Annotated in this window: 21 protein-coding genes; 18 read left to right on the forward strand and 3 right to left on the reverse strand. The window is 67.1% G+C overall.

What is annotated here, in order from left to right:
• Nucleotides 1-349 precede the first annotated feature (349 nt).
• From RHA1_RS25920 to RHA1_RS25935, 5 genes are all read left to right on the forward strand, one after another.
• Nucleotides 350-1,183 (forward strand): phytanoyl-CoA dioxygenase family protein, encoded by an 834-nt coding sequence (locus tag RHA1_RS25920; protein WP_011597503.1) that lies wholly within the window; start codon nt 350-352, stop codon nt 1,181-1,183.
• Nucleotides 1,184-1,211: 28 nt separating this feature from the next.
• Nucleotides 1,212-1,613, forward strand: a complete 402-nt coding sequence (locus RHA1_RS25925; RefSeq protein WP_005570157.1) for a RidA family protein — start codon at nt 1,212-1,214, stop codon at nt 1,611-1,613.
• A 9-nt stretch (nt 1,614-1,622) separates the two neighbouring features.
• Nucleotides 1,623-2,606: a hypothetical protein gene (locus RHA1_RS25930; protein ID WP_011597504.1), complete on the forward strand. Its 984-nt coding sequence runs from the start codon at nt 1,623-1,625 to the stop codon at nt 2,604-2,606.
• Nucleotides 2,607-2,695: 89 nt separating this feature from the next.
• Entirely contained in the window at nt 2,696-2,836 is a 141-nt protein-coding gene (locus RHA1_RS50615; protein ID WP_167540955.1) for a hypothetical protein, read from the forward strand.
• A 28-nt stretch (nt 2,837-2,864) separates the two neighbouring features.
• On the forward strand, nt 2,865-4,193 hold the full coding sequence (locus RHA1_RS25935; RefSeq protein ID WP_011597505.1) for an NAD(P)/FAD-dependent oxidoreductase: 1,329 nt from the start codon (nt 2,865-2,867) through the stop codon (nt 4,191-4,193).
• 183 nt (nt 4,194-4,376) lie between these two features.
• Here RHA1_RS25935 and RHA1_RS25940 read toward each other — a convergent pair whose 3' ends face one another.
• The gene (locus tag RHA1_RS25940) at nt 4,377-5,345 is read right to left on the reverse strand and encodes an alpha/beta hydrolase (RefSeq protein WP_011597506.1); all 969 of its coding nucleotides are present in this window, start codon (nt 5,343-5,345) and stop codon (nt 4,377-4,379) included.
• Nucleotides 5,346-5,503: 158 nt separating this feature from the next.
• Here RHA1_RS25940 and RHA1_RS25945 point away from each other — a divergent pair, with 158 nt between their 5' ends.
• From RHA1_RS25945 to RHA1_RS25955, 3 genes are read left to right on the forward strand one after another with little or no spacing between them, the layout of a single operon-like run.
• Nucleotides 5,504-6,169 (forward strand): hypothetical protein, encoded by a 666-nt coding sequence (locus RHA1_RS25945; RefSeq protein ID WP_011597507.1) that lies wholly within the window; start codon nt 5,504-5,506, stop codon nt 6,167-6,169.
• Complete coding sequence (locus RHA1_RS25950) at nt 6,162-7,517, forward strand: glutamine synthetase family protein (protein ID WP_011597508.1); 1,356 nt, start codon at nt 6,162-6,164, stop codon at nt 7,515-7,517. Before RHA1_RS25945 ends, RHA1_RS25950 begins: the two co-directional genes overlap by 8 nt.
• Nucleotides 7,514-8,287, forward strand: a complete 774-nt coding sequence (locus RHA1_RS25955; RefSeq protein ID WP_011597509.1) for a gamma-glutamyl-gamma-aminobutyrate hydrolase family protein — start codon at nt 7,514-7,516, stop codon at nt 8,285-8,287. The genes RHA1_RS25950 and RHA1_RS25955 overlap by 4 nt, the downstream gene beginning before the upstream one ends.
• A gap of 68 nt (nt 8,288-8,355) precedes the next feature.
• Here the strand turns inward: RHA1_RS25955 and RHA1_RS25960 are convergent, their stop codons facing one another.
• On the reverse strand, nt 8,356-9,027 hold the full coding sequence (locus RHA1_RS25960; protein ID WP_011597510.1) for a TetR/AcrR family transcriptional regulator: 672 nt from the start codon (nt 9,025-9,027) through the stop codon (nt 8,356-8,358).
• 246 nt (nt 9,028-9,273) lie between these two features.
• On the opposite strand from RHA1_RS25960, the gene RHA1_RS25965 reads away from it, so the two are divergent.
• Nucleotides 9,274-10,173, forward strand: coding sequence for a phytanoyl-CoA dioxygenase family protein (locus tag RHA1_RS25965; RefSeq protein WP_011597511.1), 900 nt, complete (start codon nt 9,274-9,276; stop codon nt 10,171-10,173).
• Nucleotides 10,174-10,192: 19 nt separating this feature from the next.
• The gene (locus tag RHA1_RS25970; RefSeq protein ID WP_011597512.1) at nt 10,193-11,662 is read left to right on the forward strand and encodes an MFS transporter; all 1,470 of its coding nucleotides are present in this window, start codon (nt 10,193-10,195) and stop codon (nt 11,660-11,662) included.
• 33 nt (nt 11,663-11,695) lie between these two features.
• On the opposite strand, the gene RHA1_RS25975 is transcribed toward RHA1_RS25970, so the two are convergent.
• Nucleotides 11,696-12,376 carry a TetR/AcrR family transcriptional regulator gene (locus tag RHA1_RS25975; protein ID WP_011597513.1) on the reverse strand — a complete coding sequence of 227 codons (681 nt, stop codon included), beginning with the start codon at nt 12,374-12,376 and terminating at the stop codon, nt 11,696-11,698.
• A gap of 308 nt (nt 12,377-12,684) precedes the next feature.
• On the opposite strand from RHA1_RS25975, the gene RHA1_RS25980 reads away from it, so the two are divergent.
• The 8 genes from RHA1_RS25980 (at nt 12,685) to RHA1_RS26015 (ending at nt 21,930) form a co-directional block, all read left to right on the forward strand.
• The gene (locus RHA1_RS25980) at nt 12,685-14,307 is read left to right on the forward strand and encodes a class I adenylate-forming enzyme family protein (protein WP_011597515.1); all 1,623 of its coding nucleotides are present in this window, start codon (nt 12,685-12,687) and stop codon (nt 14,305-14,307) included.
• Nucleotides 14,308-14,317: 10 nt separating this feature from the next.
• Nucleotides 14,318-15,097, forward strand: coding sequence for an enoyl-CoA hydratase/isomerase family protein (locus RHA1_RS25985; protein ID WP_041812033.1), 780 nt, complete (start codon nt 14,318-14,320; stop codon nt 15,095-15,097).
• Between the two features lie 14 nt (nt 15,098-15,111).
• On the forward strand, nt 15,112-16,206 hold the full coding sequence (locus RHA1_RS25990; protein WP_029539551.1) for a Zn-dependent alcohol dehydrogenase: 1,095 nt from the start codon (nt 15,112-15,114) through the stop codon (nt 16,204-16,206).
• Nucleotides 16,207-16,255: 49 nt separating this feature from the next.
• Complete coding sequence (locus RHA1_RS25995) at nt 16,256-17,713, forward strand: aldehyde dehydrogenase family protein (protein ID WP_011597518.1); 1,458 nt, start codon at nt 16,256-16,258, stop codon at nt 17,711-17,713.
• A 110-nt stretch (nt 17,714-17,823) separates the two neighbouring features.
• Complete coding sequence (locus RHA1_RS26000; protein ID WP_050787383.1) at nt 17,824-19,488, forward strand: flavin-containing monooxygenase; 1,665 nt, start codon at nt 17,824-17,826, stop codon at nt 19,486-19,488.
• Nucleotides 19,485-19,859 carry a hotdog fold domain-containing protein gene (locus tag RHA1_RS26005; protein ID WP_011597520.1) on the forward strand — a complete coding sequence of 125 codons (375 nt, stop codon included), beginning with the start codon at nt 19,485-19,487 and terminating at the stop codon, nt 19,857-19,859. The genes RHA1_RS26000 and RHA1_RS26005 overlap by 4 nt, the downstream gene beginning before the upstream one ends.
• A gap of 5 nt (nt 19,860-19,864) precedes the next feature.
• Nucleotides 19,865-21,163: an NAD(P)/FAD-dependent oxidoreductase gene (locus RHA1_RS26010; RefSeq protein ID WP_011597521.1), complete on the forward strand. Its 1,299-nt coding sequence runs from the start codon at nt 19,865-19,867 to the stop codon at nt 21,161-21,163.
• A 77-nt stretch (nt 21,164-21,240) separates the two neighbouring features.
• Nucleotides 21,241-21,930 (forward strand): hypothetical protein, encoded by a 690-nt coding sequence (locus RHA1_RS26015; RefSeq protein ID WP_011597522.1) that lies wholly within the window; start codon nt 21,241-21,243, stop codon nt 21,928-21,930.
• Nucleotides 21,931-21,958: the final 28 nt, after the last annotated feature.

A 21,958-nucleotide genomic window follows, 5' to 3' on the forward strand; every position in this document is an offset into this window, starting at 1 on the left:
CCACGATGTGGGGCCGAGCTCACCGAATCTTGGCTGACGGCACGGTGGTGGCCGTGCGACTCACTCACCGAGGAATCGGCGACCTCAGCTTCTTGCTCAGCTCGGTGCTGTAACACCGCAAATGTGTGGCTGTCTGGTTCGGGCCAGGTCGAAATCGCTGGCGCCGGAGCCGATGTCAGCTGTGGGCTGTCGCTTCGGTCCCGGGCAATCACCCGTTCAGGCTCGGCAGCGTAGATCGCGGGCCGGGACGGTCTTCGCCTCACAAGCCATTTACAAAACAACTGTTGTGCAAATATTGCCTAGCCGTTAGCGTGGTCTGCGTCACCCACCAGGAAATTAGGAGACCCCCATGATCGACGAATCCGTCAAGAAGGCCTTCCGGGAAGACGGCGCCACCGTTGTCCGCAACTTCCTCAACCCGGAACAGCTCGCGGAGCTGTACGAGGTCTTCAAGTGGAATGTGGCCAACCCGGGCCCGTTCGTCTTCCGTCGCCTCGACGGTACGAGCCTGCAAACCCACATCGACAACGCCAACCCGGCCGCCAAGGAACGGCTCGACGAACTGATGACCAGGCTTCCGTTCGGCGAATTCTTCGCCGAGCTGTGGGACTCCGAGCACGTCTGGTACTACGCCGAAGAGGTGTTCGTGAAGGAGAACGGCGCGAGCGGTCGCGGCCCATTTCACCAGGACACCTCGAACCTGCCGTGGGCGGGCCCGGACTGGGGCAACGCCTGGATCTCGTTTCAGCATGTCCCCAAGAAGAATTCGCTGGAAATCGTGCGTGGCAGCTGGAAGGGCATCGAGTACGACGGTGCCAGCTTCGCCAACGCCGACGATCCCACCGAACCGCTGTACGGCGACGGATCGCTGCCGCGGCTGCCGTGGATCGACAAGGACCTGGAAAAGGACCCGACCTCCTGGGATCTCGTCTCGTTCGAAGTCAACCCGGGCGACGTGGTGTTCCTGCACCCCCGCTCCCTGCACGGCGGCGCCGCCGTCGACGCCGATTGCCCCGATCGTCACACCCTGGTGCTGCGATTCTTCGGTGACGACGCGACGTTCCGCGAACTGCCGAAGTCGAACCCGCGCTACGCGCGCAACGGCGTGCTGTTCACCGACGAGATGGCGAAGCTGAACGCCGGCGACGCGTTCCGCTCGCCGGTGTTCCAGCAGCTCGTCTAATCCATCCCAGAACAGGAGACCTTTCCCGATGTCGAAGCGTCAGAACTTCAATCCCGGACCGCGTGCAGAGCGTTACCACAATGACCTGCATTTCTCGACGGCCACCCGCGTCGGTGACCTGATCTGGGTGTCCGGTCAGGTCGGGATCGACCCGGCCACCTCGGCGCCCGCCGACGGCATCGAGGCCCAGGCCCGGTTCGCGTTCGACGGCGTCAAGCAGGCCCTCGAAGCGGCCGGGTCCTCGATGGACAACATTCTCGAACTGCTCACCTATCACACCGATATGGCCCGTGACGGTGAAACTTTCGGCCGGGTCAAGGACGAATACATCAAGGAACCGTACCCGTGCTGGACCGGCATCGGAGTCACACACCTCGCCCGCCCGGAGCTGCTGTGTGAAGTCCGCGTCGTCGCCTATGCCAACGACTGAGGAGCGGTAATGAATTCGACGCAGTCACGCCGGGTCGGACTCTACGGAACCGGACGCGCCGCCGCCCAGCTCGTCGGCGCCATCGAGGCGAGCCCGCACACGCTGACCACCGCCATCGTCTTCTTCGACGAGCAGGCCGGCCAGGACATCGGCACACTCACCGGGGGTCGGGCCACCGGGATCACGGCGACCACCGACCTCGAGGGCGCGATCCGCTCCGGAGACTTCGACGTCCTGGCCTACGCCGGCCTGAAAGGCGAAGTCCTGCACCGGGCGATGGAACTGTGCGCCGATTCCGGTGTCGACCTCGTACACGCCTGCTTCGTCCATCCCCGGGTCAAGCTCGATCCCGAGATGTACTCGCGGTTGCAGAAGCGCGCCGAGGAAACCGGTGCGCGCATCGTCGGCACCGGCATGCTGCCCGGATTCTGGCTCGACGTGCTGCCTGCACTGCTGAGCAGCGCGCTGCCCGCGCCGGTCTCGATCATCGGCGAATCCCGCTCCGACATCACCGCGTGGGGCCGAGGCGTCCTCGCCGACGAGATGGGCCTCGGCACACTCGCAGACGGTCAACCCGGTCCCGTGGGCGGGGTACTGCACGAATCCGCGGAGATGATCGCCGATATCCTCGGCCTCACCGGGTACGAGTCGAAGGTGTACGGCGGATACGTCACGGCCCACGCCGCCACCGAGGTGGCGGGCATCCAGATCAGCCCGGGCGACCGGGTGGGTTTCGACGAGGCCGCGACGGTGGTCCACGACGGTCGCGAACGCGTCCGCATCGCCTGGAAGGGACTGCCCAAGGGGTCTTTCGAGGGCTACGAGCGCTCGTTGACGGTCACCGCGATCGGCGGCGACGGCTCCGAGTGCACCCTGAGCATCACCCCGGCACTCGATCCCTACCCGGGTACCGCCGCACGCATCGTGCACGCCGTCGGCGCGCTCGGGGCGCTGCCGGGCGGCCAGCACACCCCCGTGCAACTCGGCATCTGAACCAACAAAGTAGGGAGCGTGCGCCGCGCGAACGACGACGACCACGAAGCCTTCGAAAGACCGCCCGCGTCAACATCGACACCGAGATCGTGCCGGTCTTCGACGAGTGGCTCGCCGCAGGCATCGTGCCGAGGGACTTCTATCGCACAGTAGGGGAGGAGATGGCCAGGGTCGACGGCGGCACCAGCGAAGTCATGCGCTCGATCATCGCCACAGACATCGGTCTCTAGGTTCCATCCGAAACACAAGGAGTGCATCATGAACGGGAGTTCGCTACCGGCCGAAGACGCCGACACCAGATACACCACCTTCACCGGCTGGGTCGACCGGCCCACCGACCTCACCGCACCACTGGACGCCACGATCAGCTGTGACGTCGCCGTAGTCGGCGGCGGTCTCGGCGGCATGGCGACCGCGCTGCGACTCGCCGAGCGCGGCGTCGATGTCGTCCTGCTCGAATCGGATTTTTGCGGCTATGGGGCGAGTTCGCGCAATGCCGGACAGATCTCGGCCAAACCGACCGGTGAGCCCCAGATCCTGGCGAAGGTAAACTCGCAGCTGCTGCGTGACCTGGTCCGGTTCGCCGGGTCGTCGGTGCAGTTCGCGGAGGACCTGATCAAACAGCTCGGTATCGAGTGCGACTACGAAGCGGTCGGCAATGTCGGGGCGGCAGTCACCAAGGGGCAGATGCGCAAGGCGCTACGCGACGCGCAAGCGCTGTCCGACGCCGGTGCGACACTGCAATTCGGGGACCAGCACGAACTCGGCCTGCCCGACACCTTCCTCGGCGGCCTGCTGACCCCCGCCGGCGGCACGATGAACCCCGGCATGTTCACCCTCGGTCTCCGGGCGGCCCTGCTGGAATCGGGGGTGCGGGTATTCGAGCAATCGCCCGCACAGTCGGTGGACGACATCGGTTCCGGCGCAACGGTGACTACCCCGCTCGGCCGGGTGCGCGCGAAGAAGGTGGTGCTGGCCAACAATGCGTGGGCGCCCGAACTCGCGATCACGCCGCAGCGGGTGTCGCGGCCGGTGTGGGTCAACATGATCGAGACCGCACCGGTCGAGCGCGAGCGTATCGAGGCGACCGGCTGGACGAGCCGTTCGGGCTTGGCGACCAAGCACAACGTAATGGAGAGCTATCACGTCACCCCGACCAACACGATCGCCGTCGGGGTGCGTCGGCTGCAGATCGGGAAGAACCCGATTTCCGACCGCATCTCCGATCCCGTAGTGGTGGCCGACCTCACCGATGCCTTCCGTGCGCGGTTCCCGTCGCTGCGTGATGTGCCCGTGACCAAGACCTGGGGTGGCTGGATCGCCATGACGTCCTCGCGGGCGCCCGTGGCCGGTAAGGCGTCGAAGAACGTCTACTACGCGATCGGTTGCAACGGTCACGGGCTCGGCCAGGCACCCTACCTCGGTAGCCTCCTCGCCGATCGCCTCGCCACCGACGAAATCCACCCGGACATAATGCCGTGGTGGCAGTCGGAGAACCACTTCCCCCGTTCGCTGTACCTGCACAACCCGGTGCTGCGGGCGGCGTGGCTGGCGGACCGGATCGGCGACCGCCGCGCGGGCCGTTAGTGGATGGTCGTCGCGGGGCGGGCCCCCGAGCTCGCGACAAACCGAACCGGCTGGTCCAGAGGTCGCGACTGGGTCCATGCGTGGTGTTCGGCGCGCTGCGAGACTTGAATATCAGCCGTCGGCGGCGCCTGGCGTTGTGCCGCTGGCTGTCGGTCGGGTGACCGCGGCCCCAGTCGTCGACGACTAACCCCCGTCTCGGACCTCGCGCAAGTGCAGGCACACCTCGTCGATCGCTTGCTTGGCCTGCGCGAACGCGCCGATCTCGGTGACGAAGCCGTGGAAGACGCCGGCATACCTGGTCAGCGAGACGGGGACGCCGTCGCGCCGCAGCCGTGCCGCGTAGGCCTCGGCGTCGTCCCGGATCGGGTCGACCTCCGCGGTCAGGATCAGGGCAGGCGGCAGACCGCGCAGCGACTCGGCGCGCATCGGTGCGGCGAGATGGTCGCCGCCCGAGTGGTGCTCGCCGACGTATTGCTCCCAGAACCAGCGGGCGTCCGCGGCGCTCAGCATCGGTGCGTCGGCGAATTCCGACCACGACGACGCGGTGAATGTCTCGTCGACGGCGGGGTAGGCGAGTACTTGCGTCACAGGGAGGGTGCTGTGCTCGTCGCGGCGGTACAGGCACAGGGCGGCTGCGAGATTGCCGCCCGCGGAGTCGCCCCCGACGGCGATGTAGCCCGGATCGATACCGAACTCCGATGCTGTCCGGCTCAGCCACGCGTACGCGTCGACGCAGTCTTCCAACGCGGCCGGGTAGGGGTTTTCGGGAGCCAGGCGGTAGTCCAGTGACACGACCGTCCATCCGGATCCGGCGGCGATCGCGCGGCACAGCTCATCGGCCCCGTCCAGGGTCCCCAGGACGAAACCTCCGCCGTGCAGATAGACGAGGGCGGGCGCGTCACCGTCCGGTGCGGCACGGGTCGCGCCGTACAGGCGAGCCCGGATCGAGCCTGCGCGGGTTGGAATGGTCAGTTGTTCGACACGGTCGAGCGGCGTGATCGGCTCGGCGGTTGGGGTCGTGTTCAGGAGCGCCCGGGCCTGCTCCGGTCCCAGCTCCCGGATCGGTTTCGGCAGGGCGTGGGCGAGCATCCCGGCCGCGGCCTGTGCGGCGCCGTCGAGCAGATTCCACCAGGTGGGGACGTCGTCGTTCATCTCGGAAACCTCGCAAGTCATTGACAACAAGTGATCTGTGCCTCACTATCATAGTCACGCGACCAAGACGTTTGATCATATCGGTCGCATCACCAACTGGGATCCGCTGCTGACGGTCTACCGCGCACATGATCTCGTCGAATCGAAAGGACTGAAGGATGACCGAAACGACGATCGGCCACGCGACACGCGAGGCCGACGCGGTCGACGGGGTCGACATTCGGATCGAGGACGACGCGAGTCCGATCGTCCGGCTGATCGGACGCACGATCGCCAATTCCGTCCGCGCGAACCGTGCACATTCCGTCGTGGAGGGGGTGGAAGGCATTGTCGCGGTCCGCTCCCACGACACTCCGCAGGCTGCGACGATCAGCATCTCCAACGGTGTCGTCGCGGTGTCGAGCGGAGTGTTCACCTCACCCGACCTCACCCTGACCGTCGACCTGAACGGCCGGCTCGCCCAGGTCGGGGAGCCCGCGGGCGAGGGTGACCTCGCCGCCGCTGCGCTGGCGCTGTTGTCGCCGCCGCTGCCGGACTGGCAGGTCGCCGCGGAGACCTTCTGGGCCGCGGCCCGGTCGGTGCCGGGGATTCCCGACGTGCTCGTCGTAGTCGCGGACGGCCCCGACGGATTGGCCGAGCAGGTCGTCGGCGAGGGCGAGACCCACTATGTGATCGCCGGCCCCCCGGATCTGCTGGCCGGCATCTTCTCGGGCGCCGACGACCTGATCGCCGCCCTGTCCACCGGTCTGGTCGGCGTGCGCGGCACGCTCTCTCAGCTGTCGGTGCTCGTCGCCGCATCCTGGAAGGTTCGCTACGATGTCTGAAATCACCACCACCGCAACGGATCGCACCGCCGCCGTCCACACGGTCCGACTCGAGGCCACCAATCACGATGGCTCGTTCCTCGGCAAGAACGTGGCGCCCAAGAAGTTCGCCGCGAGCGCGGGCTCGGGTTTCGCGTTCGCCGATCTTCTGTTCGGCCTCGACCTGGGCAACGATCCGACCTTCGGATTCGCCTACCCCGAGTGGCGTGGGCACCTCGCCGACCTGCAGTTCCGGCCCGACATGTCAACGCTGGTGCAGTGGGAGCCCGGCCTGCAGTCCGTGATCGGTGACTACTGGCAGGCGGACGGCACCCCGGTCGGGACCTGTCCGCGGAACCTGGCCCGAAAGCTGGTCGACCGACTCGCAACGCACGGCTTCACGGCCACCGTGGCGGTCGAGATCGAGGCGACCCTGTTCCAGGAGTCCATCCACGAGGCCAGGGCCAAGGGGTATCGCGACCTGACCCCGCTCGGCGGTTCCGCCGGAACCGCGTACCACCTCGCGAAGTCGAAGGACTGGATCGACTACATGTCGGCGGTCGCCCGCCGCCTCGACGAGATCGGCATCGAATGGGAGGCCTGGAGCGACGAGGACGCGGCCGGCCAGGTCGAACTCAATCTGGTTCCCGGCGATCCGATCTCGGTGTGCGACAACTGGGCTCGGACCCGCCAGGTGATGCGCGAGGTCGCTTTCGAACTCGGCCACACCGTCACCTTCATGGCCAAGCCGACCGCCGGGTACGGCCAGGCCTCACACGTCAACCTGTCTCTGCAGCGCGACGGGGTCAACAGTTTCTACGCCGCCGACGGCCCGTCGCCGACGATGCTGCATGCGGTCGGCGGACTCCTCGCGACGATGCGGGGCGCGACGTCGATCGTGTTGCCGCAGATCACCTCGTACCGCCGCCTGATCGACCTGAGCGGCCCTCCGACGACGGTCACGTGGGGCATCAGCAACAAGACCGCCGCGGTGCGTGCGGTGTGCGGGCACCCGGCCTACTCGCGCCTCGAGTACCGGGTTCCCGGTGCCGACGCGAACCTGTATCTCGCGGTGGCGACCATCCTCGCCGGGGTGATCGCCGGTCTCGACGGCGCGATCGAGCCACCCGAGCCGGTCACCGACATGGCGTGGTGTGTGCCCGACCTCGAGCGGTTGCCGGACACCATCACCAAGGCGGCCGATGCACTCGAGACGGACCTGATCCTGCGCGAACAACTCGGGGACGAGTTCGTCGACTACTGGGTCGGTACGCGGCGGTGGGAGTGGATGCAATTCCACACCACGGGCGGTGATCCGTTCGCCGAGCTCTCCGAATGGGAGTCGGCGCGGTACTTCGAGTTCCCGTGAGCGCGGGCAATTCGACGCCGGGCCTCCTCCGGCCGATGATCGGCATCACCGGACGACGGTTCCGGCTGGGACTGGTCGACGGTCTGGACAAGCGCTACGGTCACCTGCTCACCGACAGCTTCATGTCCGACTTCTCGCAGCGAATCGACAGGGCCGGTGGGGTTCCGGTGAACCTGCCCTACGATGCCGACCCGGAGGCGCTGTGCCACTGGCTGGCGGGTGTGGTCATCACCGGCGGCCAGGACGTTCATCCCGCGTACTGGGGTGGCGACCCGTCGGTGGTCCGGGACGTGGATCCGCGGGACGATCCGATGGTCCACGATCCGGATCGGGACGAGTTCGAGATCGCGCTCGTGCGTGCCGCCCTCGACCGGCACATCCCCGTGCTCGGAGTGTGCCGCGGCCTGCAGGTGATCAACGTCGCCCTGGGCGGCACGTTGATCGCCGACCTCCCGCCCGGTGCTGTCGAGCACCTGTCGGTGTCGCCCCCGCTCACCGACGGTGCCGACGACCACAAGGTGACGTTCGAGCCCGGTTCGATCGCGGAACGGCTGTTCGGCGCCCGCGTGGTGACCAACTCGTGGCACCACCAGGCGGTCGACCGCTGCGGTACCGGCCTCGTGGTCACGGGACGCGCGGCCGACGGCGTCGTCGAAGCGGTCGAGCTACCGGGTGCCGCGGTGCTCGGCGTCCAGTGGCATCCCGAGTGGATGGAACGTGACGACCCGGCGCTGAGCTGGATCGTCGCCGAAGGCAACCAGCGGATCTGACCTGGAAGAAACTGTCGGCCGCCACCAAAAGTGGCGGCCGACAGTTGTTTTTCGGCGTCAGCGCGGAATCACTGCACGCTCACCCAGGACGCGAGCGAGCGCGAGGTTTCCGCGGGGGAAACCGTCGAAGCTCCGCGCGCCGGTCGGGAGACATCGCCGAGGTTGGTGGCCATCCACGCGTCGAGCACGCCGACGGTGAGTTCGATCTGCGGCTCGGCCGCTGTGCGGTTGGTGAACACCAGCCAGTTGAGCGCGAATCCGTCGGACAGCACGGACATCATGTACGTCAGCTCCTCGATGATTGCCGCGTCCACCGGTCGGCCCGCAGCAGTCTCGAGGATCGCCCGCATGGTCGCGAAGGCTTCGTTGTACACCATCTCGGCCTGCCGGCCCTCCTGACGCTGGCCCCAGCTGATCAACTCGACGGTCGCCGCGCCGAACTCCGGATTCGCCACGTACCACTCCAGCAGGCCGCGCAACAGAGCACGGGCGGTGGTCGGCACGTCGCCGTGGACATCGTTGCGCGTCAGCACTTCTCGGTACAGTCCGGCGACGTGCTCGAAGACCGCCGCGAACAGCACCTCCTTGGAGGCGAAGCAGTAGTGCAGGGTGGCCAGTGGAGCGTTCGCCTCCTGCGCGATGCGACGGGTGGTGGCACCCTCCACCCCGTGGGCGGCGATCATGCGCACGGCCGCAGCCACCAGTTCGGCGCGACGTTCGGCGGCGGGAATGCGGGCCATGCGTTCCTCCTGTCGAAATTAAATCTGGACGAATGATCAAGTCAGCTCGCACGTTATCAGTCGGAACGGTCACCGGACTGCCATATCGCCGTCAGGACTGTCGCGAGCTGCAGCGTGTATCGGTGAATACACAGTCATATGCCTTGATCGAATGACCTACTTGGCTTACGGTATGAGCCGGATCACATCGTCGGCTCGGCGCACATTTAATGCGACCGGCCCAAATTTCGAAGGAACAGACCCCGCATGACGACGAACGAACTGATGCGTCTCGGCCCCGACTCCACCACAGAAGCCGTGGTCGAGGTGATCATGCGAGACGGCGGCGTGATCATCGAAGGACTCTTCGACGAAGCCACCATCGAGGGACTCGAGAACGACTTGAACCCCGTGCTCGACCGAGTCGACACCGGCCACGACGAGCTGTTTGCCGGCAACAGAACCAAGCGCGCAGGCGGCTTGTTCGCGCGGACCGAGCACATGGCGACAATCGCGCTGAACCCGTTGTACCGAGGCGTCGCCGAGTGCATCCTCGACAAGCCGATCAACATCTTCTTCGGTGAAGAGTCGGTGCCGAACCCGGCAGGCATGCACGTCGGCGCGACGATGGCGATCAAGATCGGCCCAGGGCAGGGCTCGCAGCCGCTTCATCGCGACGACTCGGTGTGGTTGTGGCGGCACCCCACCTATCAGCGCGAAGCGCGGGTGCAGATCATGGTGGCGGTCAGCGACTTTACTGCCGAGAACGGCGGCACCCTGGTGATCCCGGGCTCGCACCTGTGGGACGACGAGCGCGCACCGCTCCGCGAGGAGGCGGTCCCGACACAGATGAAGGCCGGGTCGGCGCTGATCTGGATCGGCTCCACCTATCACGGTGCTGGCGAGAACACCACCACGGACGAGTATCGCTTCGGTCTGTCGATGGGCTACGACCTCGCATTCCTGCGCCCTGAGGAGAACCCTTTCCTCACCTACACCCTCGACGAGGTCCGGTCGTTCCCGGAGGAGATCCAGCGAGCACTCGACTGGTCTTCGGAGCACTACGTCGGCTGGGTCGAGGTCGGGGGCCAGATGTCCGACCCCAGGGACCTGCTCACCCGTGACGACTACACCGCAATCGGTGCCGTGCTCCCGGCCCGCCCCTGATCACGAATCGGAGAAACACATGACTGAGATCCACCAGCACGCCGGACTCGCCGGCGAGCGGCCCGCTCGTCGTGCGCCGCACAAGGGAGTGCTCATCGGCGTCGCCACGCTGCTGATCGTCCTGACCAACGCCGTCATCTTCATCCTGCCGCCACTGTTGCCGACCATCCAGGCGCAGTACGGCCTTGCCACAGTGGCCGAGACTACGTGGCTCTACACCGCGCTGACCCTCGGTGGGGGAGCGGGCTTCATCTTGCTGCCGCGCCTCGCCGATCTGTACGGCGACCGAAACGCCTCGGTGGCGGCGTCGGCATTCCTCGCGGTCGGTGCGCTCGTTCCGGCTGTCGGCGACTCGTATCCGACCCTGCTGGTCGGCTGCACTCTCATGGGCTTCGGGGGTGCGGCGCAGCTGCTTCCGCTCGGTTTCCTGCGCCGCAATCTCGGTGAGGACGGCATCACCGTGGGTGTCGCGGTTCTGGTCATCGCCACCGGTGTCGGCATCGTCGTGGGCATGATCGGCGGCGGCTTCATCGTCGAGAGCCTGTCGCTACGGAGCTTCTTCGTCATCCTCACCGCAGTGTGCGCGGCCACGACCCTTGCGTGCCATGTCACGATCCCCCATGCCCCGCCTGCCGAGCGTGGCGGTCGCATCGCAGTACTCGGAACGGTGTGGATGATCGCGTGGGTCGCGGCGATCCTGCTGACTCTGACGCAAGGCCTCGTGTGGGGCGCCGCGGCGCTCGTTCCGTTGGTGGTCGGCATCGTCGGCGGCATCGCCTGGGTGCGCGTCGAGCGCCGGTCGACCGCAGCGGTGTTCGACGTCGCTCTGCTGAGGGCGCCTCTGGTCACCGCTTCGTGCCTGTGCATCGCACTGTTCGCTGCGGTGAACTCGGCCTTCCTGTTACTGCTCAGCACATACGCCCAGGTCATTCCCGGGGATCTTCGTCCCGACGACGCCTACGGGCTCGGGCTCAGCGCGCTGCAGACCGGATTGCTCATGGCACCGTTCGCGGCAGCGTTCCTGATCCGCGGGACCGTGCTCGACCGCGCTCTGATCAACGGCCGTGGTGTGCCCGTCTTCATTATCGGAGCGCTCATCAACGTCGCGGGGCTGGCCTGGCTCGCCCTGGCGCACGAGCAGCAGTGGCACTACCTCGTGGGGGCTGCCGTCATGGGTTTCGGGACCAGAATCGGTTACGCAGCGGGCTTCACCTTGGTGCAGCTGGCAGTGCCGGAGGAGAAGGCCGGGATGGCCGCCGGTATCGCCGGCACGGCCATGGCAGTGGGATTCGCCTTCGGCACCGCACTGGTCAGCGGCGACCTCAGCGCCTCCCTGGTTCCGGTGGTCGGCACCGGCCTCGAGGTCGCCGCTAAGGGCCTCTACGGCACCGGCTACTGGCTGTCGGGAGTCCTCGCCCTGCTCGTCGTGGTGACCGTGCTGATCTCACGCGCCCGGACCGGTCGACGCGTCGAAGCTGCCGCGTCCTGACTCAGATGGCCCTGACCGACGATCTCAGCTGCGTCATTCCACGCTCACCCAGGACACCAGTGAACGCAGGGCCTCTTCGGGTGAAGTCTTCGCGGCCGGAGTCGCCGGCCTCGGCACATCGCCGAGGTTGGCGGCCATCCACGCGTCGAGGACGCCGAGAACGAGCTCGATCTGCGACTCAGCGACTGTACGGTCGGTGAACACCAGCCAGTTGAGCGCGAATCCGTCAGACAGCGTGGACACGATGTAGGTCAGTTCGTCGATCGTTTTCGGGTCGACCGACTGGCCTGCACCGGTCGCGGCGGCCTCGAGGATCCGCCGCATGGTCGCGAATGCCTCGTTGTACACCATCTCGGCCTGCTTGCCCTCCTGACGCTGGGCCCAGCTGATCAGCTCGACGATCGCCGCGCCGAAGTCCGGATTCGCCAGGTACCACTCCATCACGCCGCGCAACAGGGCGCGCGCGTTGGTCTCGACGTCTCCTTGGGAATCATTGCGCACCAACACTTCTCGGTATTGTGCGGTGACGTGTTCGAATACCGCCGCGAACAGCACCTCCTTCGTGGCAAAGCAGTAGTGCAGCGTGGCCAGCGGAGCGTTCGCATCCTGCGCGATGCGGCGTGTGGTCGCGCCGTCCACCCCATGGGCGGCGATCATGCGCACGGCAGCCGCCACCAGTTCGGCGCGACGTTCGGCAGCGGGAATGCGGGCCATGCGTTTCTCCTGTCGAATCAGATGCGAACGACTGATCAAGTCATCGCAACGCTACCAGTCGGAGGTACGAGCGAGCCGGGCATGTGGTCGAGATCAGACCTCCGCGACTTGCAGCACCTAGCACATTGTGATCATCTGCCTTGATCATTTGACTATGTTCTTCTAGGCTATGACCGGGCCCACACTCCGGCGCCCTCGGCGATCGGAGGGTTGCGGTCCACGAGTTCACCGCGGATGCGCCGTCACGACTCGAGATCGCGAGCTGCACCCGCATCGGCACCGCATCACACCCGACCCAGAGGATGACCATGACCGGAGTCGAAACAGTCCACCAGGAACGCGCGATCGCGCTCGATCGCATGGCTGTGGACCCGCCGATCGATACCCTCGTCGGCCTGCTGGCGATCCAGGCCCTCCGGTATCCCGACCGCGAGTTCCTCCGGTTCGAGGAAGGGGCGTGGACCTTCGGCGAGATCGACGACTGGACGTCGCGCCTGGCGCAGCGACTCGTCTCCGAGGACGGGGTCCGCGCGGGTGACCGGGTCGCGATCATGCTGCCCAACGTGGTGCAGTGGCCGATCGCCTGGCTCGCGATCCTCAAGGCCGGTGGCGTCGCGGTGCCGATCAATTCGTCATACCGGCGCGCAGACCTCGAATTCGTGCTGCGGGATTCCGGCGCCCGCGTGATGTTCACCGACGCCGAGCACGCCCCGCTCGTCGACGAGGTGCGCGCCGCGAACGGCGATCTGGCCGATGTCCGGATCGTCGACGCCGTCTCGCGCGACGAACTCGCGCAGTATCCGGCGGACAGGCCGGGGGTCGACATCTCCGGCGACACGCTCGCGAACCTCCAGTACACCTCGGGGACAACCGGGTTCCCGAAGGCGTGCATGTTGACCCACGACTATTGGGTCCGGCTGGGGTGGATCTGTGCGAGTGCGGTGGGTCTCGGGGCCGACGACGTGGCACTCACCTCGCAGCCGTTCTCGTACATGGACCCGCAGTGGAACACCTCGCTGTGTCTCACGATCGGCGCGCCGCTGGTGGTACTGCCCCGGTTCTCCGCCTCGGGTTTCATGGCGGACGTCCGCAAGCACCGCGCCACATTCTGCTACGTGCTCGGCTCGATGCCCACGCTGCTGTTCAAACAGGCGCCGAGCCCGCAGGACCGGGACAACGACCTGCGCGTGGTGCTGTGCTCGGCGATCCCCGTCGGGCTGCACGCGCAACTCGAACAGCGCTGGAGTGCACCGTGGCGGGAGATCTTCGGGATGACCGAAAGCGGAGTCGACCTGGTCAGCCACCCCGAGCACACGGCCGACGTCGGCAGCGGGCGGCTGGGGCAGCCGATTCCCACCAAGCAGGTCCGGGTGGTCGATCCGCAGGGTCGCGAGGTCGCCGACGGCGAACCCGGTGAACTGATCACCTCGGGCAGACCGATGATGCTCGGCTACTGGAACCGGCCGGAAGACACGGCGCAGGTCCTGCGCGACGGCTGGTTGCACACCGGCGATGTCGCGGTCCGCGAGGCGGGCAGCTACCGCCTGGTGGGCCGGATCAAGGACATGGTGCGCCGCGGCGGCGAGAACATCGCGAGCGCCGAGGTCGAACGCGTCCTCGAGCGCGACGACACCGTCGTCGCGACGGCGGTGGTCGGCGTCCCGGACGAGCTGTTCGGCGAGGAGGTCAAGGCCTTTGTGCAGCTGGCCCCCGGCAGCCCGGAGAGTCGCGAGACCGCACAGCGAATCATCGACGGCGCGCGAACCCAGCTGGCGCGCTTCAAGGTTCCGCGCTACGTCGAGTTCGTCGCCGATTTCCCGCGGACCCCGTCGGAGCGGGTGTCCAAGCCGGCCCTGAAGGCGCGCTCCGCCGAACATCCGGGCATCACCTACGACCTGCAGCCGCCGCGCACCGTCGGCAGTGCCAACTGAGGAGCCAGACATGACCGAGAACTACCTGGACGTGCACATCGACCGCGACGTCGCCGTGCTCACGCTGAACCGCCCGGCGAAGCTGAACGTGATGGACGTGGCCGCCCGGGTGAGACTCGCGCAGACGATCCGCCGGTTCGGGACGGGTGACGTCGTCCGTGGGATCGTGCTGACAGGTGCCGGGCGGGCCTTCTCCGCCGGTGAGGACCTGCAGTCGGTGCCGACCAGCTACAACGAGATTCACGAGGCCTTCGCGACCTTCCACGACATCACCCGGGCGATTCTCGAGACGAAAGTCCCCGTGATCGCGGCCGTGAACGGGATCGCGGTCGGCGGCGCCTCGGAGATCACGCTGTGCTGCGACTCCCGGATCGGCACCCCCGCCGCGGAGTACTACCAGCCGGAGAACCACCGCGGGATCATCATCTCGAACGCCTCGAGCTTCCTCATGGGCCGCCTGGTGCGCAACCACGCGATGCGAATCATCCTCGGCTCTCAGCGAATCGACGCGGAAGAGGCACTGCGGATCGGGCTGCTCGACGAGATCGTGGCCCCACAGACACTGGTGGACCGCGCGGTCGAGGTGATCAGACAGTGGAACTCCGACCCTCGTATCACCGCACTGCACCTGGGTCTGCTGCGACCGCGCCCCGAAGAGATCGAGGCCGCGTTCGTCCGCGAGGACGACGCCGCCCGCCAGTCGTGGGAGTCCGGCGCCTTCACCGAGGGCATCGAGGGCTTCTGGGCATCGAAGAACGCGACGCCGACGGCGCCCGCGCAAAGCAATTGAGATCGGAGACAATGATGATCACCACCGAGGCAGCACTTCTCACCGCGTTGAACGAACCGCTGGAGTTCACCGAGATTCAGGTCGACGACCCGGAGCCGAACGAGGTCCGCGTCGCGGTTTCCAATGTGGGCCTGTGTCACAGCGACCTGCACTACATGACCGGCACCGTGGGCGCCGACCTGCCCGTGGTGGTCGGGCACGAAGTGGCGGGCATCGTCGAATCGGTCGGCTCCGCGGTGACCTCGCTGCGGCCGGGCGACCGCGTCGTCGGCGCCCTCACACCCTCGTGCGGATTGTGCCGCAACTGCCAGGCCGGGCACTCGACGCAATGCCAGCGCGTCTCGCAGATCCGGCAGCGCCCCCGCCCCGCTTTCCAACTGCCGGGCGGCCAGGCCGTCGAACGGCTCGCCGACATCGGCGCATTCTCCCGTCACACCCTGATGCGGGAAAACTCGCTGGTCACGGTGCCCGACGAGGTGGGACTGCACGTCGGGTGCCTGCTGTCGTGCTGCATCGTCACCGGCGTCGGCGCCGTGTTCCGCGGCGCGCAGGTCCGCCCCGGCGCCACCGTGGCCGTGATCGGTTGCGGCGGTGTCGGATCGGCGATCATCCAGGGCGCGCGGCTCGCCGGCGCCTCGGCGATCGTCGCCGTGGATCTCGACGACGCCCGGCTCGCGGCGGCGCGGACGTACGGTGCCACGCACGTCGTGAACGGCGCGGCCGACGTCCCGGCCGAAATCAGGAACGTGCTCGGCGACGGCGTCGACTACTCCTTCGAGGCCGTCGGCAACGCGCGCACCGCCGCCACCGCGCTGGCGGTCCTGCGCGCTACGGGCACCGCATGCCTGGTCGGCATCGCACCCGACGGCACCGACCTCACCCTCCCCGCATCGGACTTCTTCTTCGGCGAAAAGCGCCTCATCGGCTCCTACATGGGCTCGGGGCAAGCGCACGAGGACATCACCCAATTCGCGCGGCTCTACCTGCAGGGCCGCCTGCTGCTCGACGAGATGGTCAGCGACGTGATCCCGTTCGGCGAGATCAACAAGGGCTTCGAGGCGATGAAGTCGGGCGAGGTGACCCGCATCGTCGCCGACCTCACCGCGTGATCACACCCGACTCCATCCACACCTGAAAGCCCATCGAAGGAGGCCGCAGATGTCGAACCCGCAAATGCCCCAACCGGTCAATTACATCGCCGACGAGTGGTCCGAGTGCCGCACGATCCCGGACGCGTGGAATCTCGACCCCAACACCGGCCGGCCCGTCCACCGCGCCGTCACCACCGGTCCGGAGGACGTGGAGCGCGCACTGCGCCATGCCGAGAGGTCCTACGGCTTCGAACGCTGGGATGACGCGGCGAGCGAGGAACGCGCGGCGGTCATCGAGCGGGCGGCCGACATCGTCGAGGCGCGGATCGAGGACATCGCGCGGACCGACGCCCTCACCAGCGGTGTTCCGATCGGGAAAGCTCGGATGGTCGCGCAGTTCCTCCCGCACCGGATCCGCTCGTCCGCTGCGGATCTGCGCGCCACCCCGCGTCGGACGGCGCTGGAGGCCGGCGGCCGCGACGTGCGGCTCTACAAGGTCCCGTGGGGCCCCGCCGCCATCCTCACGCCGTGGAACGGGCCCAGTTTCATCCCCGCCGCGAAGATGGTGAGCGCCCTCGCCGCCGGCTGCCCCGTCATCCTCAAACCGTCGGAGCACGCGCCGAGCAGCGCCCAGATCATCGTCGAGTGCTTCGTCAAGGCCGGGCTGCCCGACGGTGCGCTGCAGCTCGTCCACGGCGCGGGCGACGTGGGCGCCGCGATCACCGGCGATCACCGCGTGAAGATCGTCTCGTTCACCGGCGGCCCGACCGCCGGCCGTGCAATCGCCCGCGCCGCCGCCGAGGACTTCAAGGTCCTCCAGCTCGAGCTCGGCGGCAACAACCCGGCCCTCGTGCTGGACGACGCCGACATCGACGTCGCCGCCGACGGGATCCTCGAGGGGATGACGAAGCTCAACGGTCAATGGTGTGAGGGCCCCGGAAAGGTGCTGGCGCACAAGAGCCTCGTCGAGCCGCTGCTCGACGCGCTGCTCGATCGCATCTCCCGCATCGACATCGGGCACTCACTCGACGAGAACACCCAGCTGGGCCCGATCTCGAACGCCCCGCATTTCGCCACGCTGCAGAGCCGGATCGATGAGCTGCGGGCCCACGGCGCGACGATCCATCAACCAGCACAGCTGCCCGCCCTCGACGGGTTCTTCCTTTCCCCGACAGTCGCTTCGGGAGCCGACGCATCCGTGGCGACCGCCGAGCTGTTCGGGCCGCTCATCAGCCTGCACGCCGTGGAGTCCGATAAGGACGCTCTGCGTGTTGCCAACGCCAACCCGTCGGGTCTGGACGCGTACGTCTTCGGCGGCGACCTGGACCGCGCCATCGAGGTCGGATCCCGGGTGCTGTCGGGCGAGGTGCGCGTCAACGGTGCCAAGGTCGCCGATCTCGCCGACGGTTCGGCGCAAAGTTTCTGGGGCACTTCCGGAATCGGCGGTCACGCCCCCGGCGAGTCCGTGCGCGTGTTCTGCGGCGACCGGGTGGTCGGCGTCGATTCACCCGACCTTCCGATGTAAGAACCGGACTACTTTCGACTCAACCCTTGACTGTGACCGGTACCACTGGTCTACTGAACACAGTCAATTGATCCAGTCATATGACTACTTCAATGAAAGCGGCAAACCCCATGAACTTCCCCTCCACCTCGGATACCGGGATCGTCGACGTCCTCGGCGTCGGCGCCGGTTTTTCCGGCCTCTACCTCTCACACCGGCTCACCACCGCCGGGTGGACCTTTGCGGGATTCGAGGCCGGACCCAGCGTCGGCGGCACCTGGTTCTGGAACACCTATCCGGGCGCGCGCTGCGACGTCGAGAGCATCTACTACTCGTACTCGTTCGACGAGGCCCTCCAGCAGGAGTGGACGTGGAGCCAGCGATTCGCGCCGCAGGCCGAGATCCTCAGCTACATCAACCACGTCGCCGACCGCTTCGACCTGCGCAAGCATTTCACGTTCAATACCCGCGTCGTCGGTGCGACGTGGAATGCGGCCGAGCGGCTGTGGGAGGTGCAGCTGGACAACGGCGAGACGCGCCGCGGCCGCTACCTGATCTCGGGCGCCGGCGGCCTGTCCACCCCGAAGGACTTCGACGTGCCGGGCCTGGGAAACTTCACCGGACTCCAGGTGTCGACCAGCCGGTGGAACATTTCGCTCGACGACCTCGCCGGCAAGCGCGTCGCCGTGATCGGCACCGGATCGTCGGGTGTGCAGGCGATCCCACTGATCGCGGAGGTTGCCGAGCACGTCACGGTGTTCCAGCGCACTCCGAACTACGTGATGCCCGCGCGCAACGCCGAACTTCCCCTGGAACGGGTCGATTCCATCAAGGACGACTACCCGGCGATCCGTGAGGAGTGCCGGCACTCACCCGGCGGCATCCCCGACCGCCCCGTGACCGACAAGGCCTTCGACGTGTCGGCCGAGGAACGGCAGCGGCGCTACGAAGCGGCTTACGAACGAAGTGGCTTCAACGGCGTCGGCGGCGAGTTCGCCGACCTGCTCACCGACGTCGAGGCGAACCGAACCGCGTCGGAATTCATCCACGACAAGATCCGCGAGATCGTCGAGGATCCGGCCACCGCCGAGCTGCTGGTGCCCAGGTATCACCCTCTGGGCGCCAAGCGCAGCGTCTTCGGTACCGACTACTACGAGACCTACAACCGGCCGAACGTGTCGTTGGTGTCGCTGCGTGACGAACCGATCGAGACGATGACCGCGAACGCGATCGTCACCTCGAAGGGCACCTACGAGGCGGACGCCGTGGTGCTCGCCATCGGGTTCGACGCCTTTACCGGCCCGCTGTACGGGCTGGGTCTCACCGGCGCGTCCGGCAGGAAACTGCAGGAGACCTGGCAGGACGGTATCCGCACGTACCTCGGGATGATGACCACGGACTTCCCCAACTTCTTCATGGTCGCCGGCCCACAGAGCCCCGCGCTCGCCAGCAACGTGGTGATGACCATCGAGCAGGCGGTCGACTGGATCGCCGATCTCATCGAGCACGCCCGCGACTCCGGGGCGACGCTCGTCGAGGCCACTCCCGAGGGTCAGAACGACTGGGTGGACATCACGGAGGAGACCGTCGCCCAGACGCTGTACGCCACCACCGACTCCTGGTACCGAGGCTCCAACGTCGAGGGCAAGCCCAACACCTTCATGGGCTATGTCGGCGGTGTGGGCAAGTACCGCCGGATGTGCACCGAGATCGCCAAGCGCGGCTACCCAGGTGTCCGGATCGACGGCGAAACAGAGTCCCCCCACCTCGGCCCCATCCACCGGGAGATCTCGTGAGCACGGCAGTCCACCGGCGCTACGTCGCTTTCTCCGACGCGCATTACGCGGGCAATCTGGTCGACGGTGCATTCGCCCTGAAGCTCTTCGGCGACGTCGGCACGAACCTGTCGATCGAGACCGATGGCCACGAGGGGTTGTTCGCCGGCTACTCGTCCGTCGAGTTCCTCGCCCCGGTCCGCGGCGGCGACGTCGTGGAGGCCGAGGCCCGGCTGGTGAAAAAAGGAAACCGCAGCCGCACGGTCGACTTCGAGCTCCGGGTGATCTGCCGCGGCTCCGACGACACCGGCCGCTCACAGGTCCTGGAGTCGCCGATGGTCGCGGTGCGCGCTCGCGGCACCGCGGTCATCCCTGCAAGCGAGACGGAGTGACGACGATGAAGCTGATTCACGACACAGGTTGGGCCACATCGCCCGCCGCGGTCGAACCGTCCCTGACCGGAGACATCGACTGCGACGTGGTCGTGATCGGCGGCGGCGGAGGCGGCATGTCGGCCGCACTCCGACTCGCCGAGAAGGGCGTCGACGTGGTGCTCCTGGAGGCGCAGACCCTCGGTTGGGGCGCCACCTCCCGCAATGCGGGATACATCACGAACTCGATCGCCGCCGATCCGGAACTGCTGGGTTTTCTGCTGAAGCGCGAGCGGCTGCGGAACCTGTACCGGTACGCCGAGAACGCGGTGCACTTCGCCGAGGACGCCATCGCTCACCACGACATCCAGTGCAGCTACCGGCAGGCCGGAATCGTGATGGCCGCCGTGTCCAAGGGGCAGCTGCGGCACGCGCGCCGCAATGCCAAGGTCATGGCCGAGGCCGGATCGTCGGCCGAATTCGTCGAGGGCCGGGAGGCGGGCCTCCCGGACGGCTTCCTCGGCGGAGTGCGGGAGGGTGTCGGGGGCACGCTCAACCCGGGTGAGTTCGCCCTCGGTCTGCGGGCAGCGACGATCACGTCCGGCGCGCGCGTCTACGAACACACTCCGGCGCGCGACGTCACCGACTCCGGCGGCGGGGTCACGGTCGAAACACCGCACGGGCGGGTCCGGGCACGCAAGGCGCTGCTGACCACCAACGCCCACACCACCGGTCTGTCCATCGCGCCGAAGAACCTCGCGACCCCGGTGTGGACGTCCCTGGTCGAGACCGAACCCGTCGCACCCGAGCGACTCGACGAGATCGGCTGGACCAGCCGCGCCCCGATGGTCACGCTGCACATGATCATCGAGAACTACCGCGTCACCCCGCGGGGCACCATCGTGTTCGGCACCCGCCGCGTGCAGACCGGGCGAAACCCACTTCCGGACCGCACCCCGGCGCAAAACGTCGCCGACGACCTCGTCCGCGGATTCCGCGAGCGATTCCCGGGCCTGCGCGACATCGAGCCGCAGCAGGCGTGGGGCGGCTGGATCGGCATGAGTTCCACGTGGCTCCCCGTCGCCGGTGAGGCGTCCGACAACGTGCTGTACTCGCTCGCCTGTAACGGCCACGGCTTCGCCCAGGCGCAGTACGTGGGCCACCTGCTGGCGGACCGAATCGACGGGGTGCCACTGCACGAAGACCTGTCGGCGATTTGGAACGGCCGAAAGCGCTTCTGGCCCAGCCTTGTCAGCGGCCCTGCGCTGCACGCGACCTGGCTCGCCGACCGCGCCTCCGACCGCCTGGCAGCCCTCACGAAATAGCCATCGCCACCGACCCGGCTGCTCGAATTCTTCGCCGTCCGTCCGGTCGGCTGATGTCACCATCCAAGGAGAAAATCATGTCCATCCGAGAACTGCTCTTCGCGGTCGCGGACATCTGGATGATCGCCGTCGGATTCACGTACGGGATCAAGTTCATCCGGATCTACAAGAACTACCTGCTCGGCATCGAGTGGATGATCGTCGCGACGTCGGGTTCGAACTTCCTGGTCTACGGCCTCATCAAGGCCGGTCACGACAGCCCGATGTATGCCTTCGCCTACTTCCTCGATGCCTTCTCCCGGTCCGTCGGCATCACGCTGATCCTGGTCCTCGGACTGATGAAGGTCACCCACCGGTACAAGCCGTCCGTGGCGGTGGACATCGGCGCGTTCGCCCTCGCGGCCGTGGTGGGCTTCCTCCTCAGTCAGTTCGCCGAGGCGATCGGAACCCCCGGCAAGATCTTCTACATCGTGGTCAACGTGCTCACCACGATCTTCCTGATCTACTTCGTCAAGCGCCTGTGGGGAATCGGCGAGCGCGGGCACGCTGTCTGGGCCGCGGTTGCCACGGCCTGCGGATTCGTCATCGCCGCGACCTACGACTTCGTCCACATCCCGGGTGACGACGCGGAGCACACGATCTTCTACATCTTCGCGCTGTCCACGTGGGGCCTGCAGATGTTCGCGTACTTCCGCGCCTACCGGGCGTTCGATGCCCACAACAAGCGCGTGGACGCTCAGGCGGTCCGCGCTGCAGCTGCGGCGTGATCCGCACCAGGTCCCGAAAGTCAGGAAC

Origin of the sequence: Rhodococcus jostii RHA1 (assembly GCF_000014565.1) — a bacterium.
Lineage (GTDB): Bacteria > Actinomycetota > Actinomycetes > Mycobacteriales > Mycobacteriaceae > Rhodococcus_F > Rhodococcus_F jostii_A.